The sequence below is a fragment of the Campylobacter sp. RKI_CA19_01116 genome, assembly GCF_025771405.1.
Classification (GTDB): Bacteria; Campylobacterota; Campylobacteria; order Campylobacterales; family Campylobacteraceae; genus Campylobacter_D.
The window spans coordinates 45,890-61,737 of sequence record NZ_JAKMQF010000005.1; the positions used below are offsets into that span (position 1 = coordinate 45,890).

The following is a 15,848-nucleotide window of genomic DNA, read 5'->3' on the forward strand; positions in this document are numbered from 1 at the left end:
TAAACCTTGATAAAAATAAAATATTTTATCATTTTTATCAAGGTTTTTAAAATTATCCTAAAAATTCGCGTTTGAAGTATTCTTTTGGAGCTTTACATAAAGGACAGGCATTTGGTGCTTTTTTACCACGGTGTATATGCCCACAAACTTCACAAACCCATAATTCTTCTACTTCTGAGTTAAAGAAATCTTCTTCTTCAAGCATTTTTTTAAGCGCTAGATATTCTCTTTCATGTTCAATTTCTACTTTACCTATAGCTGTAAATAATCTTGCTATATTTCTTTTGCCCTCATCTTCTGCGATTTTTGCAAAATTTGGATACATAGTAGTATGCTCATAGTTTTCGCCCTCTGCTGCGCAGATTAAATTTTTAGCAGTTTCTTCTAAAGCTTTACCATCTACTAATTCATGATAAGCTTTAAATTCAGCTCTTGCGTGCCATTTTTCATTTTCTGCAGCTTCTCTAAAATGTTTTGCAATAGCATGCCAACCTTCTTCTTGAGCAATATCTGCAAATAAATCATATTTATTTCTTGCCATAGATTCTCCAGCAAAAGCTTTCATTAAATTTACAGCTGTTAAATCTTTAGTAATACACTCCATTTCTTGACCACAGCAACTAAGCTTTCCACCACCTACATTTTGTACTTCTACTTCATTGCCACATTTTTGGCATTTATAACTTTCATATTGTTTCATTTAATATCCTTGTGATTAATTAAGTAAGATTTTTATTGAAAAATCCACCCAAATGTTATTTTAGCATTTGGGTGTTAAAGGTTTTAGTATTTTAAGAAATATTCTTGGATTTTCTTAGGATCACTTGTTTTAGTTAGGGCAAGCATTAATAATACTCTAGCTTTTTGAGGACTCATATCACCTGTATCAATGAAACCAAGTTTTGCATCAGTATCACTTACTGCAACTCTACCAGCTACTACGCGTGAGCTTACTGCTACATTAAGACCTTTTTTAAGCAATTCTTTTAATACATCTTTTTGATAATCATGAATACTACCAGCACCTGTTCCAGCTACAACTATACCTTTGGTTCCATTTTCAAACAAAGCTTTTGCTGCAACACCACTACCATCATTTGCATAACTATAAAGAATATCTACTTTTGGTAGTTCTTTTAGTTTGCTAACATCAAATGGAGATTTTTTGGTGTGTAATTTTGTATTAGTATTATAGAAAAATGCTTTTCCATCTACTATATAACCCATATCACCCATATCTGGTGAGCTAAATGCATTTACATTTAAACTATGAGTTTTCATAACGCCTCTGGCACTTTGAATTCTATCATTCATAGCCACCATTACGCCTTTATTTTTTGCTTGAGGATTTGCTGCTAATGCTACAGCGTTGTAAAGATTTTTAGGACCATCTGCACTAATTGCAGTTGATGGGCGCATTGCACCAACCAAAACAACAGGCTTGTCGCTTTTTACGGTTAAATTTAGGAAATATGCAGTTTCTTCCATAGTATCAGTACCATGAGTAATTACAACTCCATCTACATCAGATTTTAAAAGTCTATTAACTTCTTTAGCAAGTTTTAGCCAAATTTCATTTGTCATATCTTTGCTATCAATATTAGCAATTTGATCTCCGCTAATTACTGCTAAATCTTGAATTTGAGGCACTGCCTTAATCAAAGCATCAACCCCCAAAACTCCAGCTGTATAACCTGTAGTAGCTACTGAACTATCAATCGAACCAGCGATAGTTCCACCTGTAGCTAAAATCGCAACTTTTGGTTTTGCTTCCAAAATTCCTGCTCCTAAACTTAGTGCCATAGCTGCACACATTAACATTTTTTTCATGTTAGTCCTTTCATTAGAAATGATAAAGATTATAATGCAACTATGTTTAAATAAAAATAAATTATAAATATAAAAAATACTTTAGTAAATAACCATTAATTTAAAGCCATAAATTTGCAATTTTTTTTAGTTTTTCTACATCACTTGAAGCATAAAATTCAATATTAGCTTCTTCTTGGATTGATGTTAAGTTAAATTCTTGCTGTAATTGCAAAGCTATAGCTTCACCTGAATGAATAAGTTTTGTGTTTTTACCAAAATACTCTTCCAAAGAATGAGCGATTAAGGGAAAATGTGTGCATGCTAAGATTAAAGCATTAGGGTGAAATTTGAGCTTATTAAAATAATACTCAAAAGCAGCTTTTAAAAAATCTCCTTGAAAAATCCCTTCTTCAACCATAGGTACAAAAAGCCCAGTTGCTTTTTCTTCCACTTTTAAAAAACCTTCTTTGATTAAAGCTTGTTTATAAGCGTGAGAATCCACGGTAGCTTGTGTTGCAATGACTAATATATTAGAGTTTTTATCTTCTAAAGAGTTTTTAACCGCTAAAACTCCTGCTTCTATAACTCCAAGAACCGGAAATGGTGCATTTGCTTTTAGAATTTCTAAAGCATGCGCACTAACTGTATTGCACGCAATAATAAGCATATCGACTTTTTTTTCTTTGAAAAATTCTAAAGCTTCTAGGGAAAATTTAATGATGGTTTCTTTATCTTTAACCCCATAAGGCACTCTTGCAGTATCCCCATAGTAAATATATTCTTTAAAAAGTTTTGCTTGAAGTAAAGATTTTAAAACACTAAGCCCACCTACACCGCTATCAAAAACGCCTAGTCTCATCAAAATCCTTTAAAAAGGAAGAAAGTAGAAAATCTACTTTCTTATAAGCCTACTGCACTTAAAGTTTGGTATTTATTCATATAAATTTGAGCTTCGATTTTTCTCATTGTATCAAGTGCTACTTGAACTACAATCAAAACAGAAGTTCCACCAAAATAAAAAGGCACACCAAACAACTTCACAATAAGCCATGGTAATGTAGCTACAAGCCCTAAATAAATAGAACCTGACAAGGTAAGTCTTGACGCTACTTCATTAAGATAATTTGCAGTTCCTTCACCTGGTCTAATACCTGGTATGAAACCACCTTGTCTTTTAAGATTTTCAGCTATATCTTTTGCATTAAATACAATTGATGCATAAAAATACGCAAAGAAAATAACAAGTAAGAATGTTAAAATATGAAAGAAAAATCCATTTGGATTTAAAAAGTCATAAATTTTTAACACATATTCATTTGTACTTGTTTGTAAAATAGTACTTGGAAACATCAAAATCGCACTTGCAAAAATAGGAGGAATAACACCACTTAAGTTGATCTTAATAGGTATATAGTTCATAATGCGTTTGTTTTGATTTTGCATGATTACTTTTCTTGAGTAAGAAATAGGAATTCTTCTTTCTCCAAGTTCTACTACTATAATAGCCCAAATAGTAAGTAAAATTACAACTAAAATGGCAATGATAGTCAAGAAATTCATCTCACCTGTATTTACCAAATTTACTGTTCCACTAATTGCACCTGGAATTGTAGAAACAATACCACCAAAGATAATTAAAGAAATACCATTTCCTATACCGCGTTGAGTGATTTGCTCACCTATCCACATCAAAAGCATGGTACCTGCAAGCATAGAAACAGCAGAAAGTGCGATAAAAGTATTCATATCAATCATAATGGCTGATTGACCTGCTTTTCCATGAAGACTTTGTAAGCCTATAGAAACGCCTATACTTTGTATCAAAGTGATAGCTATAGTAGCATAACGGATAATTTGCATATATTTTTGCATACCATCACGTTCTTTTTTCATTTTTCCTATATTAGGAAAAGTTGCCGCTAAAAGCTCCATAATAATCGAAGCAGTAATATAAGGCATAATGCCTAGAGAGATGATGCTAAGTCTTTCAGCAGCACCTCCACTAAACATATTAAACAAGCCTAATGCATTAGATGCATTAGAATCAAAAAATTCCTTGATAACACTGACATTAACCCCCGGAACTGGAACATAAGCTAATATTCTATAAGCGAATAAAAAAGCCAATGTTATGAGAATTTTATTTGTCAATGTTTTATTCATTATTTTTGTCCGCTAAAAGTAATCTTCTCGTCTTTAATTTTACTAGCAAGATCTTTAGCGCTTGCTCCAATAAGCTTAACTTTATTTACATTTTTTGAAAGCTTATGAATGCTATTGATTGTTTCAAATGTAATTTCGCTAAGCTCTTTGATTGCTGTGATTTTTTCAACATTAATCACATAAGGTTTTTCAAATTTAGAAGTAAAGCCTACCTTTGGTAAACGTCTTTGAAGTGGTTGTTGACCCCCTTCAAAACCTCTTTTTTCATTATAACCTTTTCTAGCAGTTTGGCCTTTTCCACCTTTAGTAGAAGTTTTACCCATACCACTACCTTGACCACGGCCTATTCTTTTGGTTTTATGTGTTGAACCTGGTGCTTTTGTTAAATTCATTGATTATCCTTTAAGCATTGTAAGTGCTTTGATAGTAGCACGCACAACATTTGCTGAATTATTTGAACCTAAAGACTTAGTTAAAATGTCTTTAATACCTGCAAGTTCCACGATAGGACGTGTTGAACCACCTGCAATAACCCCTGTACCTTCGCTTGCTGGTTTAAGTAAAATTCTACTTGCGTTGTATTTTACTTCTACATCATGAGGGATAGTTGAACCTTTTGTTTTAACTTCAACAATGTTTTTAAAAGCATCATCAACTGCTTTTCTTATAGCATCTGGAACTTCTTTAGCTTTTCCATAGCCCACACCAACTAAACCTTTTCTATTTCCAACGATAACTAAAGCAGTAAATCTAAATCTTCTACCACCTTTAACAACCTTAGTAACCCTGCCGATATCGACGATTACTTCTTCAAATTCTTCTCTATTATATTTTTCCATCGATCTTCCTTTTGGGTTATAGTTTGATTCCGTTTTCTCTTAGTGCTTCAGCTAAAGCTGCAATCACACCATGGTATAAATAACCATTTCTATCAAACACTGCTTCTTCTATGTTTTTAGCTTTTAAAACTTTTGCAAATTCAGCTGCTATTTTTTTAGCGCCTTCTTTATTTGCTTTAACACCAATTTTTCTTCCATCTACTGCTGCTAAAGTTACTGCTTTAACATCATCGATAGCTTGGATATATAAAGTTCTGTTTGATTTGAAAACAGAAACTCTTGGAAGAGCTTGTGTTCCTGAAATTTTTGCTCTAATTCTTTTTTTTCTTTTAATTCTTAAAGATATTTTTCTTTTTAATACATTTGCTCTCATATTCTATCCTTACTTCTTAGATGTCTTACCAGCTTTGCGGATAATACGCTCATCTGAATATTTAACACCTTTTCCTTTGTAAGGCTCAGGTGGTCTAAATTCACGAATTTGAGCAGCAACTTGACCTACCACTTGTTTATCACTACCTTTGATAATAACATTGTTTTTATCAACAGTAATTTCTATGCCTTCTGGAATAGCATAGTTGATAGGATGAGAAAAACCTAAAGCAAGTTCAAGAACTTTACCTTTTAACGCAGCTTTATAACCAACACCGTTGATTTCTAAAGTTTTGCTAAAACCATCAGTTAAACCGATGATGATGTTTTGAGCTAAAGCTCTATAAGTTCCCCAATAAGCTCTACTTTGTCTATCTTCACCTTTAGGAGAGAAAAGAATTTGTCCTTCTTTAATCTCAACATTAACATTTGCTTTTGTATCAAGCTCTTTTGCTAAATTTCCTTTTTTGAATTTTAGCAAGTTACCTTCTAATTTTACTTCTACTCCACTTGGAATAGCAACTGGTTGTTTACCTATACGAGACATTCATTTTTCCTTTTTACTTGTCTACGATATGACTACTTTATAAGAATGGATACCGAATACCATAAAAAGTAGAAACTCTTACCAAATAGTACATAAAACTTCGCCGCCAACGCCTGCTTTGTAAGCTTCGTCGTTAGCTAAAACACCTTTTGAAGTGCTTACTACGATAGTACCATAACCGTTTTTAAATCTTTTGATCTCATCTTTGCCTTTATAAACACGACGACCAGGTTTAGAAATACGCTTAACTTCGTTAATTACGCTTTTACCTTTTTCATCGTATTTTAAAACTACATTGATGAATTTCTTTTTATCCTCTTCAATAACATTAAAGCTTTCAATATAACCTTTAGCTTGGAAAATTCCAAGTAAAGCTTCGATAACTTTAGAATGCAAAAGTTGAGTAGTTTCTAATCTTCTCATCCCTGCATTTCTAATTCTTGTTAGTGAATCTGAAATTAAATCATTTATCATGGTTCTTTCCTCTTACCAACTTGCTTTTTTAAGACCAGGAATTAAACCTTCATTTGCCATTTTTCTTAAGCAAACTCTACAAATTCCAAAATCTCTATAAACTGAATGTGGTCTTCCACAAATTTGGCATCTAGTATACCCTCTAACGCTAAATTTAGGTTTGCGGGCAGCTTTTGCAATCATTGATTTTTTAGCCATATTACTTTCCTTTTGCAAATGGCACGCCAAATAATTCTAATAATTTTTGTGCCTCTTTATCTGATTTTGCTGTTGTAACGATAGAAATGTTCATACCATGAGTTCTTAAGATTTTATCATATTCAACTTCTGGGAACATTAACTGCTCATCTAAACCAAAGTTATAGTTTCCTCTTCCATCAAAACCATCTCTTGGAAGACCTCTAAAGTCTTTAACACGAGGAAGAGCTATAGTAATAAGCTTATCTAAGAAAGCATACATATTGTCTTTTCTTAATGTTACCATTACACCTACTGGGAAGCCTTCTCTCACTTTAAAACCAGCAACTGATTTTTTAGCTTTTGTGATAACTGCTTTTTGTCCAGCGATCAATGAAATAGTATCTGCAACATTTTGTAATACTTTTTGATCTTTTGCTAATTCCCCAGCACCTACGCTGATTACAACTTTTTCAATAAAAGGAATAAGCATAGGATTTTTGATATCAAATTCTTTTACTAAAGCAGGTTTGATATTTTGAGTATATTTTTCTTTTAATCTCATCATCTTATTCTCCTGCCTTTGCTACATTTGAAATATCCATTGGCATTTCTTTATTGATAAAACCGCCGTTTGGATTTTTATCACTTGGCTTAACAGCTTTTTTAGCGATTTTGCAACCCTCAACAATTACTTTATTTGTTTTAGGAAATACTGCTAAAACTTTACCTGTTTTGCCTTTGTCATCGCCTGCGATAACTTTTACCATATCATTCTTTTTAATTTTTAATTTCATTACAACACCTCCGGTGCTAGTGAAACAATTTTCATAAAGCCACCATATCTTACTTCACGACCTACTGGTCCAAAAATACGCGTTCCGATAGGCTCTCTTTTAGCATCAAGAATAACTGCTGCATTTTCATCAAAACGAATTAAAGAACCATTATCTCTATGAATTTCTTTTTTAGTTCTAACGATAACTGCTTTTACTACTTGACCTTTTTTAACTTTACCATTTGGTAGAGCTTTTTTTACAGATGCAACGATTACATCACCAACAGTAGCGTATCTTCTTTTACTACCACCTAAAACCTTAATACACATTAATTCTTTTGCACCGCTATTATCAGCAACTGCAAGCCTAGTAAAACTTTGAATCATTACTCAACTCCTGCTGATACTATAGTTTTTAAGCGAAATGATTTTCTCTTAGAAAGTGGTCTACATTCAATAGCAACTACAGTATTTCCCACTTTAAGTTCATTTCTTTCATCATGAATTAAATATTTTTTAAAGCGTTTTACGATTTTTCTGTATTTTGGGTGAACCACTTTTCTTTCAACCAAAATTGTTGCTGTTTTATCTCCAGCAATTTGAACAACAACGCCTTGAATTTCTCTTTTAAATGCCATTTTCTATCCTTATTTTAAAGCGCTAATTGCAGTATTGATTCTAGCGATGTCTTTTTTAACTTCGCTAATCTCTTTAGGATTAGTTAGCTGCATTGTTTTTAGCTTTTGTCTTAAAGTAAATAAAAGCACCTTTTTTTCTTTTAGCATTGTTGCAAGCTCACCTGCTGTTTTATCTTTAATCTCAGTATATTTCATTTTGGCTCTCTCTTGTAACAAACTTAGTTTTAAATGGCAATTTGTGCATCGCTAAAGTTAAAGCTTGTCTTGCCATTTCTTCATTAACCCCTGCCATTTCATAAATGATACGACCTGGTTTAATGTTCATTACCCATTCCTCAACTGCACCTTTACCTTTACCCATACGAGTTTCTAAAGGTTTTTTAGTTAGAGGTTTATCTGGGAAAACTCTAATCCAAGTTTTACCTTGTCTTTTTACAAAACGAGTTAAAGCAATACGAGCTGCTTCGATTTGACGTGAATTGATACGACCAGCTTCAGTTGCTTTTAGGGCAAAATCACCAAAAGTAAATTCAGTCCCTCTGTTGGCATAACCTCTGTTACGCCCTTTCATCATTTTACGATATTTTGTTCTTTTTGGCATTAACATGATTATTTACCTCTTCTTGCTCTTCTAGTTTTTTTAGCTGGAGCGTTTTCTTCGGTTTTTTCAGGTTGAACACCCTTTTGTAAAACTTCACCTTTGAAGATCCATACCTTAATACCTATGTTTCCATAAGTAGTATGTGCTTCTGCAAAACCATAATCAATTTTTGCTCTTAAAGTGTGAAGTGGAACACGACCTTCTAAGTACCATTCAGTTCTTGCCATTTCAGCACCACCTAAACGGCCTGAAACTGAAACTTTAATCCCTTTAGCACCTGCTTTTTGCGCTCCTTGAATTACTTTTTTCATTGCTCTTCTAAAAGCAATTCTTTTTTCAAGTTGAGTAGCAACACTTTCAGCTGCAAGCTGAGCTGAAGCACCTGCTTTTCTTTCTTCTTTGATATTGATATTAACTTCTTTTTTGATTAAATCTTGAAGTTCTTTTCTTAAAATATCAACATCACTACCTTTTTTACCAATAATAATCCCTGGTCTTGCAGCTACAACAGTTACTCTTAATTTTTTCGCTGTTCTTTCTACAAGAATTTGGCTAATTCCTGCATAATAAAGTTTTCTTTTTAAGAAAGTTCTGATTTTATAATCTTCACCAATATTTTCTGCTAAATTAGCTTTTGTAGGAAACCATCTTGATTCCCAATTTCTATTAATTCCTAGTCTTAAACCAATCGGATTTACTTTTTGTCCCATATTAGCTTTCCTTTTTCACTGATGCTTTTTTAGCTTTTGTAGTTTTTTCAGCACTTGCTTCTACTTTACTAACTTCTACCAAAATGTGTGAAGTTGGCTTTCTAATACGACTAGCACTTCCTCTAGCTCTTGGTCTAAATCTTTTTAAAACCGCACCAGCATCAACACGACAACTTGAAACAACAACTTCATTTGCTTCAAATCCGCCATTTGCTACAGCACTTGAAATAGCATTTGCTATAAATTTAGCACCTTTATTTGGCATAAATTTCAAACTAGCTAATGCAAGCTCTGCATTCATACCTTGAACTTCTCTAGCAATCAATCTCGCTTTAGTTGGAGATAATCTTATGAATTTAATTAACGCTCTACTCATAAATCTCCCTTACTTACCTATTTTTTTCTGAACAGAGCCTTTGTGACCCTTGAATGTTCTAGTAGGTGCAAATTCACCTAATTTGTAACCGATATGATTTTCAGTAACATATACTGGGATAAAGCTTTTTCCATTATGAACATTAAAAGTTAAACCTATCATATCAGGTATAATAGTGCTGCGTCTAGACCAAGTTTTAATTGGCTTACCATCGTTAGCTTTTTTAGCAGCGATGACTTTTTTCATTACATGGTCATCAACAAAAGGACCTTTTTTTAGTGACCTAGCCATCTTACTTTCCTTTTCTTCTTGAAATTATTAGCTTATCGCTAGCTTTTTTACGGCGAGTTTTAGCACCTTTAGTTGGTTTACCCCATGGAGTAACTGGATGACGGCCTGAATTTTTCTTACCTTCACCCCCACCGTGCGGGTGATCAACTGGGTTCATCGCAGAACCTCTTGTTTGAGGACGAATACCTCTATGGCGATTTCTACCAGCTTTACCAATAGTCACGTTTGACCATTCTTCATTACCAACTTCACCGATACTTGCCATACATTCAGCTAAAACTTGTCTCATTTCACCACTTGCAAGTCTTAAGATAACGTATTTTTCTTCTTTACCCATTAATTGAGCATAAGCACCTGCTGAACGGATCATTTGACCGCCTTTGCCTGGTTTTAACTCGATATTGTGTACGATAGTACCCACTGGGATATTTCTTAATTTCATTGCATTACCTGGTTTAATGTCAAGTCCGCTTTCAGCAGCACAAACAACATCGCCAACACTTAAACCTTTTGGTTGCAAGATGTATCTTTTTTCACCATCTCTATAAGAGATTAATGCAATACGACAATTTCTGTATGGATCATACTCGATTGCTTCAACTTTACCTTCAATACCAAATTTTCTTCTTTTAAAATCTATAATTCTGTAAAGTTTTTTAGCACCTGCTTCTTTATGACGGCTTGTGATTCTACCATTATTGTTACGACCTGCATGAGCTGGAAGTTTTACAAGTAATGAACGCACACTAGCTTTTGCTGTGATATCATCAGAGCTTACACCTGTGATATATCTTCTACTTGGAGTATATGGTTTATAAGTTTTAATTGCCATCTTATGCCTCCGAACTTTCTAAGCTCACACCTTCTGGTAGCTTAACATAGAATTTTTTAAAGCTATTTCTTTGACCTTCACGACCTCTAAAACGCTTTACTTTTCCATCCATTTTTAAAGAATTAATTCTTACTGGAGTTACACCAAAATATTCTCTTAAAACTTCTTTTAGACCATTTTTAGTCATTTTTGGAGAAGTTTGAATAACTACAACACCTTGCTCTTGAAGGTTTAAGCTTTTTTCAGTGTAAAGAATTGTTTTTATATCAGTAATATCTGCCATTTTAACCCTCTTTTACGATAGATTCAAGCGCTGCTTTTTCAATGATAACAGCATTAAATACAGATACTAAATAAGCATTTACTTCGCTAATATCAACTACATAGCAATTTGCTAAGTTTCTAAAAGCAAGAAGTGTTTTTTCATCTAGTAAATCTTTTACAATTAAAGCATCTTTTAAACCAAGCTTTTTAATAACTGCATTTGCATCTTTTGTTTTACCGCTTTCAATGCTTAAACTATCTACTGAGAATAATGCATTGTTTTGTGCTTTATCAGCCAATGCTCTTTCAAGCGCTAAGCGTTTTTGTTTTTTATTAACTTTTTGGAAATAGTTACGATTGTTTGTAGGACCAAATGCCACAGCACCACCAACCCAAACATTCGTTCTTGTTGAACCTGCTCTTGCACCACCACGACCTTTTTGTCTCCATGGTTTTTTACCACCACCGCTTACATCGCTTCTACCTTTAGTATGAGCTGTGTTTGCTCTAAGGCTAGCAAGATAAGATTTTACATATAAATAAAGGTTGTGAGGATTAACTTCTGCATATTTTGCTGGAAGATCGAGTTCACTAGCTTTTTCAAATTTATCATTTAAAACAGTTACTTTACTCATTTTGCAATCCTTATTTTACCCATAGCACCATTAAATCCTGGTACTGCACCTTTTACTACTAAGATGCCATTTTCTTCATCAAATGAAACTACTTCATTTTTAACAGTAACTTTTACATTACCATAATGACCTGCCATTTTCATACCTGGTTGAACACGACCTGGCCATTCGCGGTTACCGATTGATCCGTGACGTCTGTGGAATCTTGAACCGTGACTTGCAGGACCTCCGGCAAATCCGTGTCTTTTAACAACCCCACTATAACCTCTACCTTTAGAATTAAAGCTTACTTTTAAGATAGAAGCTTCTTTTAAAGGATTAAGATCAATATCACCTGCTTCTGTGTTTGCTACTTCTAAAGAAGCAAATCTATTATATTCAGCTGAAAGATTGTATTTTTTTTGCTGACCCGCAATGCATTTATTATTTGCTTTGCCTTTTACATAAGCAACCAAAGCTTTTCCATTTTCTACTTCACATACTTTAGTTTGAACAAGTTTAAGTAAGGTTACAGGAATGCTTGGTGTGCTGATTGTTCTACTCATACCAATTTTTTCTACAATGTATTCCATATTCTATCCTTATTTACCCATAGCTCTTACTTCAACATTGACCTCTGGAGCCAAGTCAAGCTTAGTGAGTGAATCTACTGTATCTGGAGTAGCTGCTACAATATCAAGCATACGAGCATGAATTCTCATCTCAAATTGTTCGCGTGAATCTTTATTGATGTGTGGAGATTTCAAAACTGTGTATCTTTTGATTTTTGTAGGCATTGGCACTGGACCTCTGATGTCAGCACCTGTTCTTTTAACAGCTTCTACAATTGCTGCAACTGTGCGATCTAGAACTCTGTGGTCATAAGCTTTTAGCTTAAGCCTGATTCTTTCCATATTTTTTCCTTTGTAAAGAACTCGTTAGACCCATAAGAATCTAACCACCATATAAAATGATGTTGAGATTATATAAAAACATACTTTGCTATGTCAAGAAATTTATGCATTTTTTTTAATTATTTTCCTTTTAAAAAGGATAAAAATTAAATTTTATAAATTTTACAAGATTTTTTATGCATTAAGAAAATCTAAGAAAAAATATAGTATGATTTCAAAATCTAAAGGGGCATTAGCTCAGCTGGGAGAGCACAACGCTGGCAGCGTTGGGGTCAGCGGTTCGAACCCGCTATGCTCCACCATTTAGTATAAAGAAATCTATGAAATCACTACAATTTTTTTACGATAATTACCCAAAATTTCAAAAATTTGATGAAAGAAAAATTCAAATCCAAACCCATAAAAACATCATCATAAAAGGTGGTTTTGCAAGTGGTAAGAAAAATTTGATTTTAAATTTTTTATCTTTGTATAAAAGTGAAAATATACTCTTTATTGATTGTGATGATTTAAAATTTCAAGCAAGTGCTTTAATAAATTTAAATTCGTTTTTAACTTATAATCCGCAAATTAAATTTTTAGCACTTTGTAACTTTACTCATGATTTTGACTTTGCTAGTTTAAAACATCTTAATTTGCAAATCATAATAAGCGTTTGTGATAGTAATTTTTGCTTAGATCAGTTTGAAGAACTTCATTTAGATTATTTAGATTTTGAAGAATTTTTAAGCCTAAACAAAAAATATGTTGACACTAAAACCATGGTAAGTTATTTTTTACACACAGGGCGCAATGTGATTTTAAATCACAACTTTAACACAAACTCATCGTACTTAAAAAGCTTTTATACCCCATTAGAGCTTACTATACTCAAACAAATCGCCTTAGAACTTGGAAGTGAATTTAGCGTTAATGAGTTATTAAAAACTCTAAAAAACAGTATAAAAATTTCCAAAGATACCTTATATAAAAGTATAGAAAAACTAGAATCAAACTACACTTTGTATTTTGTAAAAAATCTTGAAAAGAATTTAAAAAAAGTATATTTTTGGGACTTTTCACTAAAAAATTCTCTAAGCATACAAAAAGACTTTAGTACTTTGTTTGAAAATTTAATTTTAAGTGAGTTGTTTAAATTTAAACAAGAAATTTTTTATACTAAGCATTTTGATTTTTACTTACCAAGTCTTAAAAATGCATTTTTATGCTCACCCTTTAAAGATAAAGATTTACTTAGCTTAAAAGTCAAAAAAATCCTTAGTAAAAATCAACTTGCACTTTCGACTATTTATATCATCACGCTTTCACAAAGAGATGAGTTTTTCATTGAGGGGGTGCGCGTGATGATTTTACCTTTTGATGAGTGGGCCTTGGGTAATTAATCTAACTCATCAAGCTTATATTGCTCGATGATAGATAAAATAAGCTTAGTGTAATTACTTTTAATCTCTGAATATTTTTCTAAATGACTTGCCGCTTCTTTACCATCAAGTTTTTCATTTTGATTTATAGCATCCCACCGCCAAGCTCTAAATTCCTTATAAGCATCGTGGCGATTTAAATTAAGCAAGTATGAATCCACACTTTCTTGCAAGCTATCAAATATACGAATTTTGTGAGTTTTACCCTCGCCTCTTTCCTTTGGCACTAAACCTTTTTCACCCCAAGTCCATTCTCCAAATAAATTATTTGCCTCTTTAGCAAAGCGACTTGTACCAGTTGCACTTTCAATAATAGCTTGAGCTATAGCTAAAGACTTTGGAACCTTTTGGACACGCATTTGATATTCTTTGTGATCATATAAATTTTTAACACGGTATTTTTCTTTCAAAGACCATAGTTTTTGCACAGCATTAGTATTTAGCTTTCTAAAATTATTCTTTATAGCTTCTTTAAAGAAAAATTCTATAAATTCTTTTTCCTTTTCTATCTCTTTAAAAGAAATATCCAATAAAGCATTGATTTTTTTGATAAAAACCTCACGCTTTTCTTTTATACTTAAAGCATAATATTGCTCATCAAAACCTGCTATAAATTCAGCTTTTAAAAATAAAACACTACTAAGTAAAATTATAATCAGCTTCAAAACAGCACTTTACCTTTCCTCTAAAAAATATTTGATCTTCTTCTAATCTAAAATACAAACTTTCATTACTTTTTGGCTTTACCAAAATATCATCTTTTACCTCTTGATTTAAATACGCTAGATAAAAACAAGCCCCCATACCCGTACCACAAGCTAAAGTCTCATCTTCTACTCCACGTTCATAAGTTCTAACTCTTATAAATTCATCATCTTCTACTTTGGCAAAGTTAACATTTGCATTGTATCTTTTACGCACTTCTTTGCATAAATTTACATCAAATTCGTTTAAATCATCAACAAAGGTTACTATATGCGGAACACCAGTATTACAGCCTTGCCAAATTCTACCTTTATACTCAAAAGCTTCTTTAATATCCTTTACCCCGCTAAGTTTAATTTCAACTATATCATCATCAACAAAAGATTTTATAAGTCCTGCGCCGGTTAAGAAATTTAAATATTGAGATTTTTTCAAATAATGATGAGCAAAATGAGCTGCTGCGCGTGAGCCATTACCGCACATACTTGCCTTGCTCCCATCACAATTATAAAATTCCCATTCAAAATCATATCTATCATGAGGCACAACTACTATAAGCCCATCAGCACCTATGCCTTCATAACGATTACAAAGAATTTTAGCTAATTCGCTACGATCTTTTTTTTCACTATCTGCAAACACCACAAAATCATTCCCGCTAGCACAGTACTTGTAAAATTTCATTTTTCAACCTTTAAAGTGTGTTTTAAAAAATTTAGCACATTTTTCTCAAAATTTTCATAACCTGAGGTATTTTTTATCACAAAATCTGCTTTTTTTAGTTTTTCTTCTATATCAAGTTGTAAATTAATTCTTTTTAAGGCTTCGTTTTTATCTAAATTATCTCTTTGCATTAATCTTTGAAGTAAAAGTTCTTTTGGAACATAAATTAATATACTTTTTCCTAAATTTTGATAGTGATTATTTTCAAAAAATAAAGGCAGTTCTATAAAAAAAGCCTTGTTTTTTTTATCTAAAATTTGAGCTTTTTGTAAAATAACTTCTTTGATTTTAGGATGTAAAAAATCTTCTAGCTTTTTTTTAGCATTTAAGTCATTAAATACAATAGTTCCAAGTTTTTTTCTATCTATTTTTCCTGCTATGATTAAATCATCGTTATCAAAAAGCTTAGCTATGGAATTTGCATTTTCATTTAAAAGCTCATGAGCTATCACATCTGCGCTTAAAGTATCAAAACCCAAATTTTGAACTATTTTTATAAAGCTTGACTTTCCACCCGCTATACTTGAAGTTACAAAATAAGCATTTTGCATAATTTAGCCTTAAAACATTTTTAGTTAAAATACCTTTTAAATTCTT

The 15,848-nt window shown here is 32.5% G+C and carries 28 protein-coding genes and 1 tRNA gene; 2 read left to right on the forward strand and 27 right to left on the reverse strand.

Annotated elements, in window-relative coordinates; translation table 11 throughout:
* Nucleotides 1-52: 52 nt before the first annotated feature.
* The 24 genes from L8U41_RS05010 to rpsJ all read right to left on the reverse strand — a co-directional run bounded on the left by L8U41_RS05010 (nucleotide 53) and on the right by rpsJ (nucleotide 12,402).
* Complete coding sequence (locus L8U41_RS05010; protein WP_012660833.1) at nucleotides 53-700, reverse strand: ferritin family protein; 648 nt, start codon at nucleotides 698-700, stop codon at nucleotides 53-55.
* Between the two features lie 83 nt (nucleotides 701-783).
* A complete protein-coding gene (locus L8U41_RS05015) occupies nucleotides 784-1,815 on the reverse strand; it encodes a type II asparaginase (RefSeq protein ID WP_263702458.1) in 1,032 nt (343 codons plus the stop codon).
* A gap of 115 nt (nucleotides 1,816-1,930) precedes the next feature.
* On the reverse strand, nucleotides 1,931-2,671 hold the full coding sequence (gene murI, locus L8U41_RS05020; RefSeq protein WP_263663720.1) for a glutamate racemase: 741 nt from the start codon (nucleotides 2,669-2,671) through the stop codon (nucleotides 1,931-1,933).
* 41 nt (nucleotides 2,672-2,712) lie between these two features.
* Nucleotides 2,713-3,975 (reverse strand): preprotein translocase subunit SecY, encoded by a 1,263-nt coding sequence (gene secY, locus L8U41_RS05025; protein WP_039667833.1) that lies wholly within the window; start codon nucleotides 3,973-3,975, stop codon nucleotides 2,713-2,715.
* Entirely contained in the window at nucleotides 3,975-4,367 is a 393-nt protein-coding gene (gene rplO, locus L8U41_RS05030; protein ID WP_039617163.1) for a 50S ribosomal protein L15, read from the reverse strand. Before rplO ends, secY begins: the two co-directional genes overlap by 1 nt.
* Before the next feature lie 3 nt (nucleotides 4,368-4,370).
* Nucleotides 4,371-4,814, reverse strand: coding sequence for a 30S ribosomal protein S5 (gene rpsE / locus L8U41_RS05035; RefSeq protein WP_039617161.1), 444 nt, complete (start codon nucleotides 4,812-4,814; stop codon nucleotides 4,371-4,373).
* A gap of 16 nt (nucleotides 4,815-4,830) precedes the next feature.
* The gene (gene rplR, locus L8U41_RS05040; protein ID WP_039617157.1) at nucleotides 4,831-5,187 is read right to left on the reverse strand and encodes a 50S ribosomal protein L18; all 357 of its coding nucleotides are present in this window, start codon (nucleotides 5,185-5,187) and stop codon (nucleotides 4,831-4,833) included.
* 9 nt (nucleotides 5,188-5,196) lie between these two features.
* A complete protein-coding gene (gene rplF / locus L8U41_RS05045; RefSeq protein WP_039617154.1) occupies nucleotides 5,197-5,733 on the reverse strand; it encodes a 50S ribosomal protein L6 in 537 nt (178 codons plus the stop codon).
* Nucleotides 5,734-5,811: 78 nt separating this feature from the next.
* On the reverse strand, nucleotides 5,812-6,207 hold the full coding sequence (gene rpsH, locus L8U41_RS05050) for a 30S ribosomal protein S8 (protein ID WP_039617152.1): 396 nt from the start codon (nucleotides 6,205-6,207) through the stop codon (nucleotides 5,812-5,814).
* A gap of 12 nt (nucleotides 6,208-6,219) precedes the next feature.
* Nucleotides 6,220-6,405: a type Z 30S ribosomal protein S14 gene (locus tag L8U41_RS05055; RefSeq protein WP_012660824.1), complete on the reverse strand. Its 186-nt coding sequence runs from the start codon at nucleotides 6,403-6,405 to the stop codon at nucleotides 6,220-6,222.
* 1 nt (nucleotide 6,406) lies between these two features.
* Nucleotides 6,407-6,952 carry a 50S ribosomal protein L5 gene (gene rplE / locus L8U41_RS05060; protein WP_012660823.1) on the reverse strand — a complete coding sequence of 182 codons (546 nt, stop codon included), beginning with the start codon at nucleotides 6,950-6,952 and terminating at the stop codon, nucleotides 6,407-6,409.
* 1 nt (nucleotide 6,953) lies between these two features.
* Nucleotides 6,954-7,181 carry a 50S ribosomal protein L24 gene (rplX, locus tag L8U41_RS05065; protein ID WP_012660822.1) on the reverse strand — a complete coding sequence of 76 codons (228 nt, stop codon included), beginning with the start codon at nucleotides 7,179-7,181 and terminating at the stop codon, nucleotides 6,954-6,956.
* Nucleotides 7,181-7,549 carry a 50S ribosomal protein L14 gene (gene rplN / locus L8U41_RS05070; RefSeq protein WP_012660821.1) on the reverse strand — a complete coding sequence of 123 codons (369 nt, stop codon included), beginning with the start codon at nucleotides 7,547-7,549 and terminating at the stop codon, nucleotides 7,181-7,183. Before rplN ends, rplX begins: the two co-directional genes overlap by 1 nt.
* Nucleotides 7,549-7,800, reverse strand: a complete 252-nt coding sequence (rpsQ, locus tag L8U41_RS05075; RefSeq protein WP_039617148.1) for a 30S ribosomal protein S17 — start codon at nucleotides 7,798-7,800, stop codon at nucleotides 7,549-7,551. Before rpsQ ends, rplN begins: the two co-directional genes overlap by 1 nt.
* 9 nt (nucleotides 7,801-7,809) lie before the next feature.
* Complete coding sequence (gene rpmC / locus L8U41_RS05080; protein WP_012660819.1) at nucleotides 7,810-7,995, reverse strand: 50S ribosomal protein L29; 186 nt, start codon at nucleotides 7,993-7,995, stop codon at nucleotides 7,810-7,812.
* Nucleotides 7,982-8,407: a 50S ribosomal protein L16 gene (rplP, locus tag L8U41_RS05085; protein WP_012660818.1), complete on the reverse strand. Its 426-nt coding sequence runs from the start codon at nucleotides 8,405-8,407 to the stop codon at nucleotides 7,982-7,984. The genes rpmC and rplP overlap by 14 nt, the downstream gene beginning before the upstream one ends.
* Nucleotides 8,408-8,409: 2 nt before the next feature.
* The gene (gene rpsC / locus L8U41_RS05090; RefSeq protein ID WP_039617145.1) at nucleotides 8,410-9,111 is read right to left on the reverse strand and encodes a 30S ribosomal protein S3; all 702 of its coding nucleotides are present in this window, start codon (nucleotides 9,109-9,111) and stop codon (nucleotides 8,410-8,412) included.
* Nucleotide 9,112: 1 nt separating this feature from the next.
* Nucleotides 9,113-9,487 carry a 50S ribosomal protein L22 gene (gene rplV / locus L8U41_RS05095; RefSeq protein WP_039617143.1) on the reverse strand — a complete coding sequence of 125 codons (375 nt, stop codon included), beginning with the start codon at nucleotides 9,485-9,487 and terminating at the stop codon, nucleotides 9,113-9,115.
* Between the two features lie 9 nt (nucleotides 9,488-9,496).
* A complete protein-coding gene (gene rpsS, locus L8U41_RS05100) occupies nucleotides 9,497-9,778 on the reverse strand; it encodes a 30S ribosomal protein S19 (protein WP_039617142.1) in 282 nt (93 codons plus the stop codon).
* Between the two features lies 1 nt (nucleotide 9,779).
* Complete coding sequence (rplB, locus tag L8U41_RS05105) at nucleotides 9,780-10,610, reverse strand: 50S ribosomal protein L2 (RefSeq protein ID WP_039617141.1); 831 nt, start codon at nucleotides 10,608-10,610, stop codon at nucleotides 9,780-9,782.
* Nucleotide 10,611: 1 nt separating this feature from the next.
* Entirely contained in the window at nucleotides 10,612-10,893 is a 282-nt protein-coding gene (locus L8U41_RS05110) for a 50S ribosomal protein L23 (RefSeq protein WP_039617139.1), read from the reverse strand.
* Between the two features lies 1 nt (nucleotide 10,894).
* Nucleotides 10,895-11,509, reverse strand: coding sequence for a 50S ribosomal protein L4 (gene rplD, locus L8U41_RS05115; protein WP_039617137.1), 615 nt, complete (start codon nucleotides 11,507-11,509; stop codon nucleotides 10,895-10,897).
* Entirely contained in the window at nucleotides 11,506-12,081 is a 576-nt protein-coding gene (rplC, locus tag L8U41_RS05120) for a 50S ribosomal protein L3 (protein WP_012660811.1), read from the reverse strand. The genes rplD and rplC overlap by 4 nt, the downstream gene beginning before the upstream one ends.
* Nucleotides 12,082-12,090: 9 nt before the next feature.
* Nucleotides 12,091-12,402, reverse strand: coding sequence for a 30S ribosomal protein S10 (rpsJ, locus tag L8U41_RS05125; protein WP_012660810.1), 312 nt, complete (start codon nucleotides 12,400-12,402; stop codon nucleotides 12,091-12,093).
* Between the two features lie 226 nt (nucleotides 12,403-12,628).
* Between rpsJ and L8U41_RS05130 the strand changes: the two genes are divergently transcribed.
* Both L8U41_RS05130 and L8U41_RS05135 read left to right on the forward strand, forming a co-directional pair.
* Nucleotides 12,629-12,704, forward strand: a tRNA-Ala gene (locus L8U41_RS05130).
* An 18-nt stretch (nucleotides 12,705-12,722) separates the two neighbouring features.
* Nucleotides 12,723-13,784 carry an ATP-binding protein gene (locus L8U41_RS05135; protein ID WP_263702421.1) on the forward strand — a complete coding sequence of 354 codons (1,062 nt, stop codon included), beginning with the start codon at nucleotides 12,723-12,725 and terminating at the stop codon, nucleotides 13,782-13,784.
* On the opposite strand, the gene L8U41_RS05140 is transcribed toward L8U41_RS05135, so the two are convergent.
* The 3 genes from L8U41_RS05140 to coaE are packed head-to-tail and all read right to left on the reverse strand — an operon-like array spanning nucleotide 13,781 to nucleotide 15,802.
* A complete protein-coding gene (locus L8U41_RS05140; protein WP_263702420.1) occupies nucleotides 13,781-14,488 on the reverse strand; it encodes a glucosaminidase domain-containing protein in 708 nt (235 codons plus the stop codon). The two genes, L8U41_RS05135 and L8U41_RS05140, sit on opposite strands and share 4 nt — an antisense overlap.
* Nucleotides 14,463-15,212, reverse strand: coding sequence for a diaminopimelate epimerase (dapF, locus tag L8U41_RS05145; protein WP_263679251.1), 750 nt, complete (start codon nucleotides 15,210-15,212; stop codon nucleotides 14,463-14,465). The genes L8U41_RS05140 and dapF overlap by 26 nt, the downstream gene beginning before the upstream one ends.
* Entirely contained in the window at nucleotides 15,209-15,802 is a 594-nt protein-coding gene (gene coaE, locus L8U41_RS05150; RefSeq protein ID WP_263702419.1) for a dephospho-CoA kinase, read from the reverse strand. The genes dapF and coaE overlap by 4 nt, the downstream gene beginning before the upstream one ends.
* Nucleotides 15,803-15,848 lie beyond the last annotated feature (46 nt).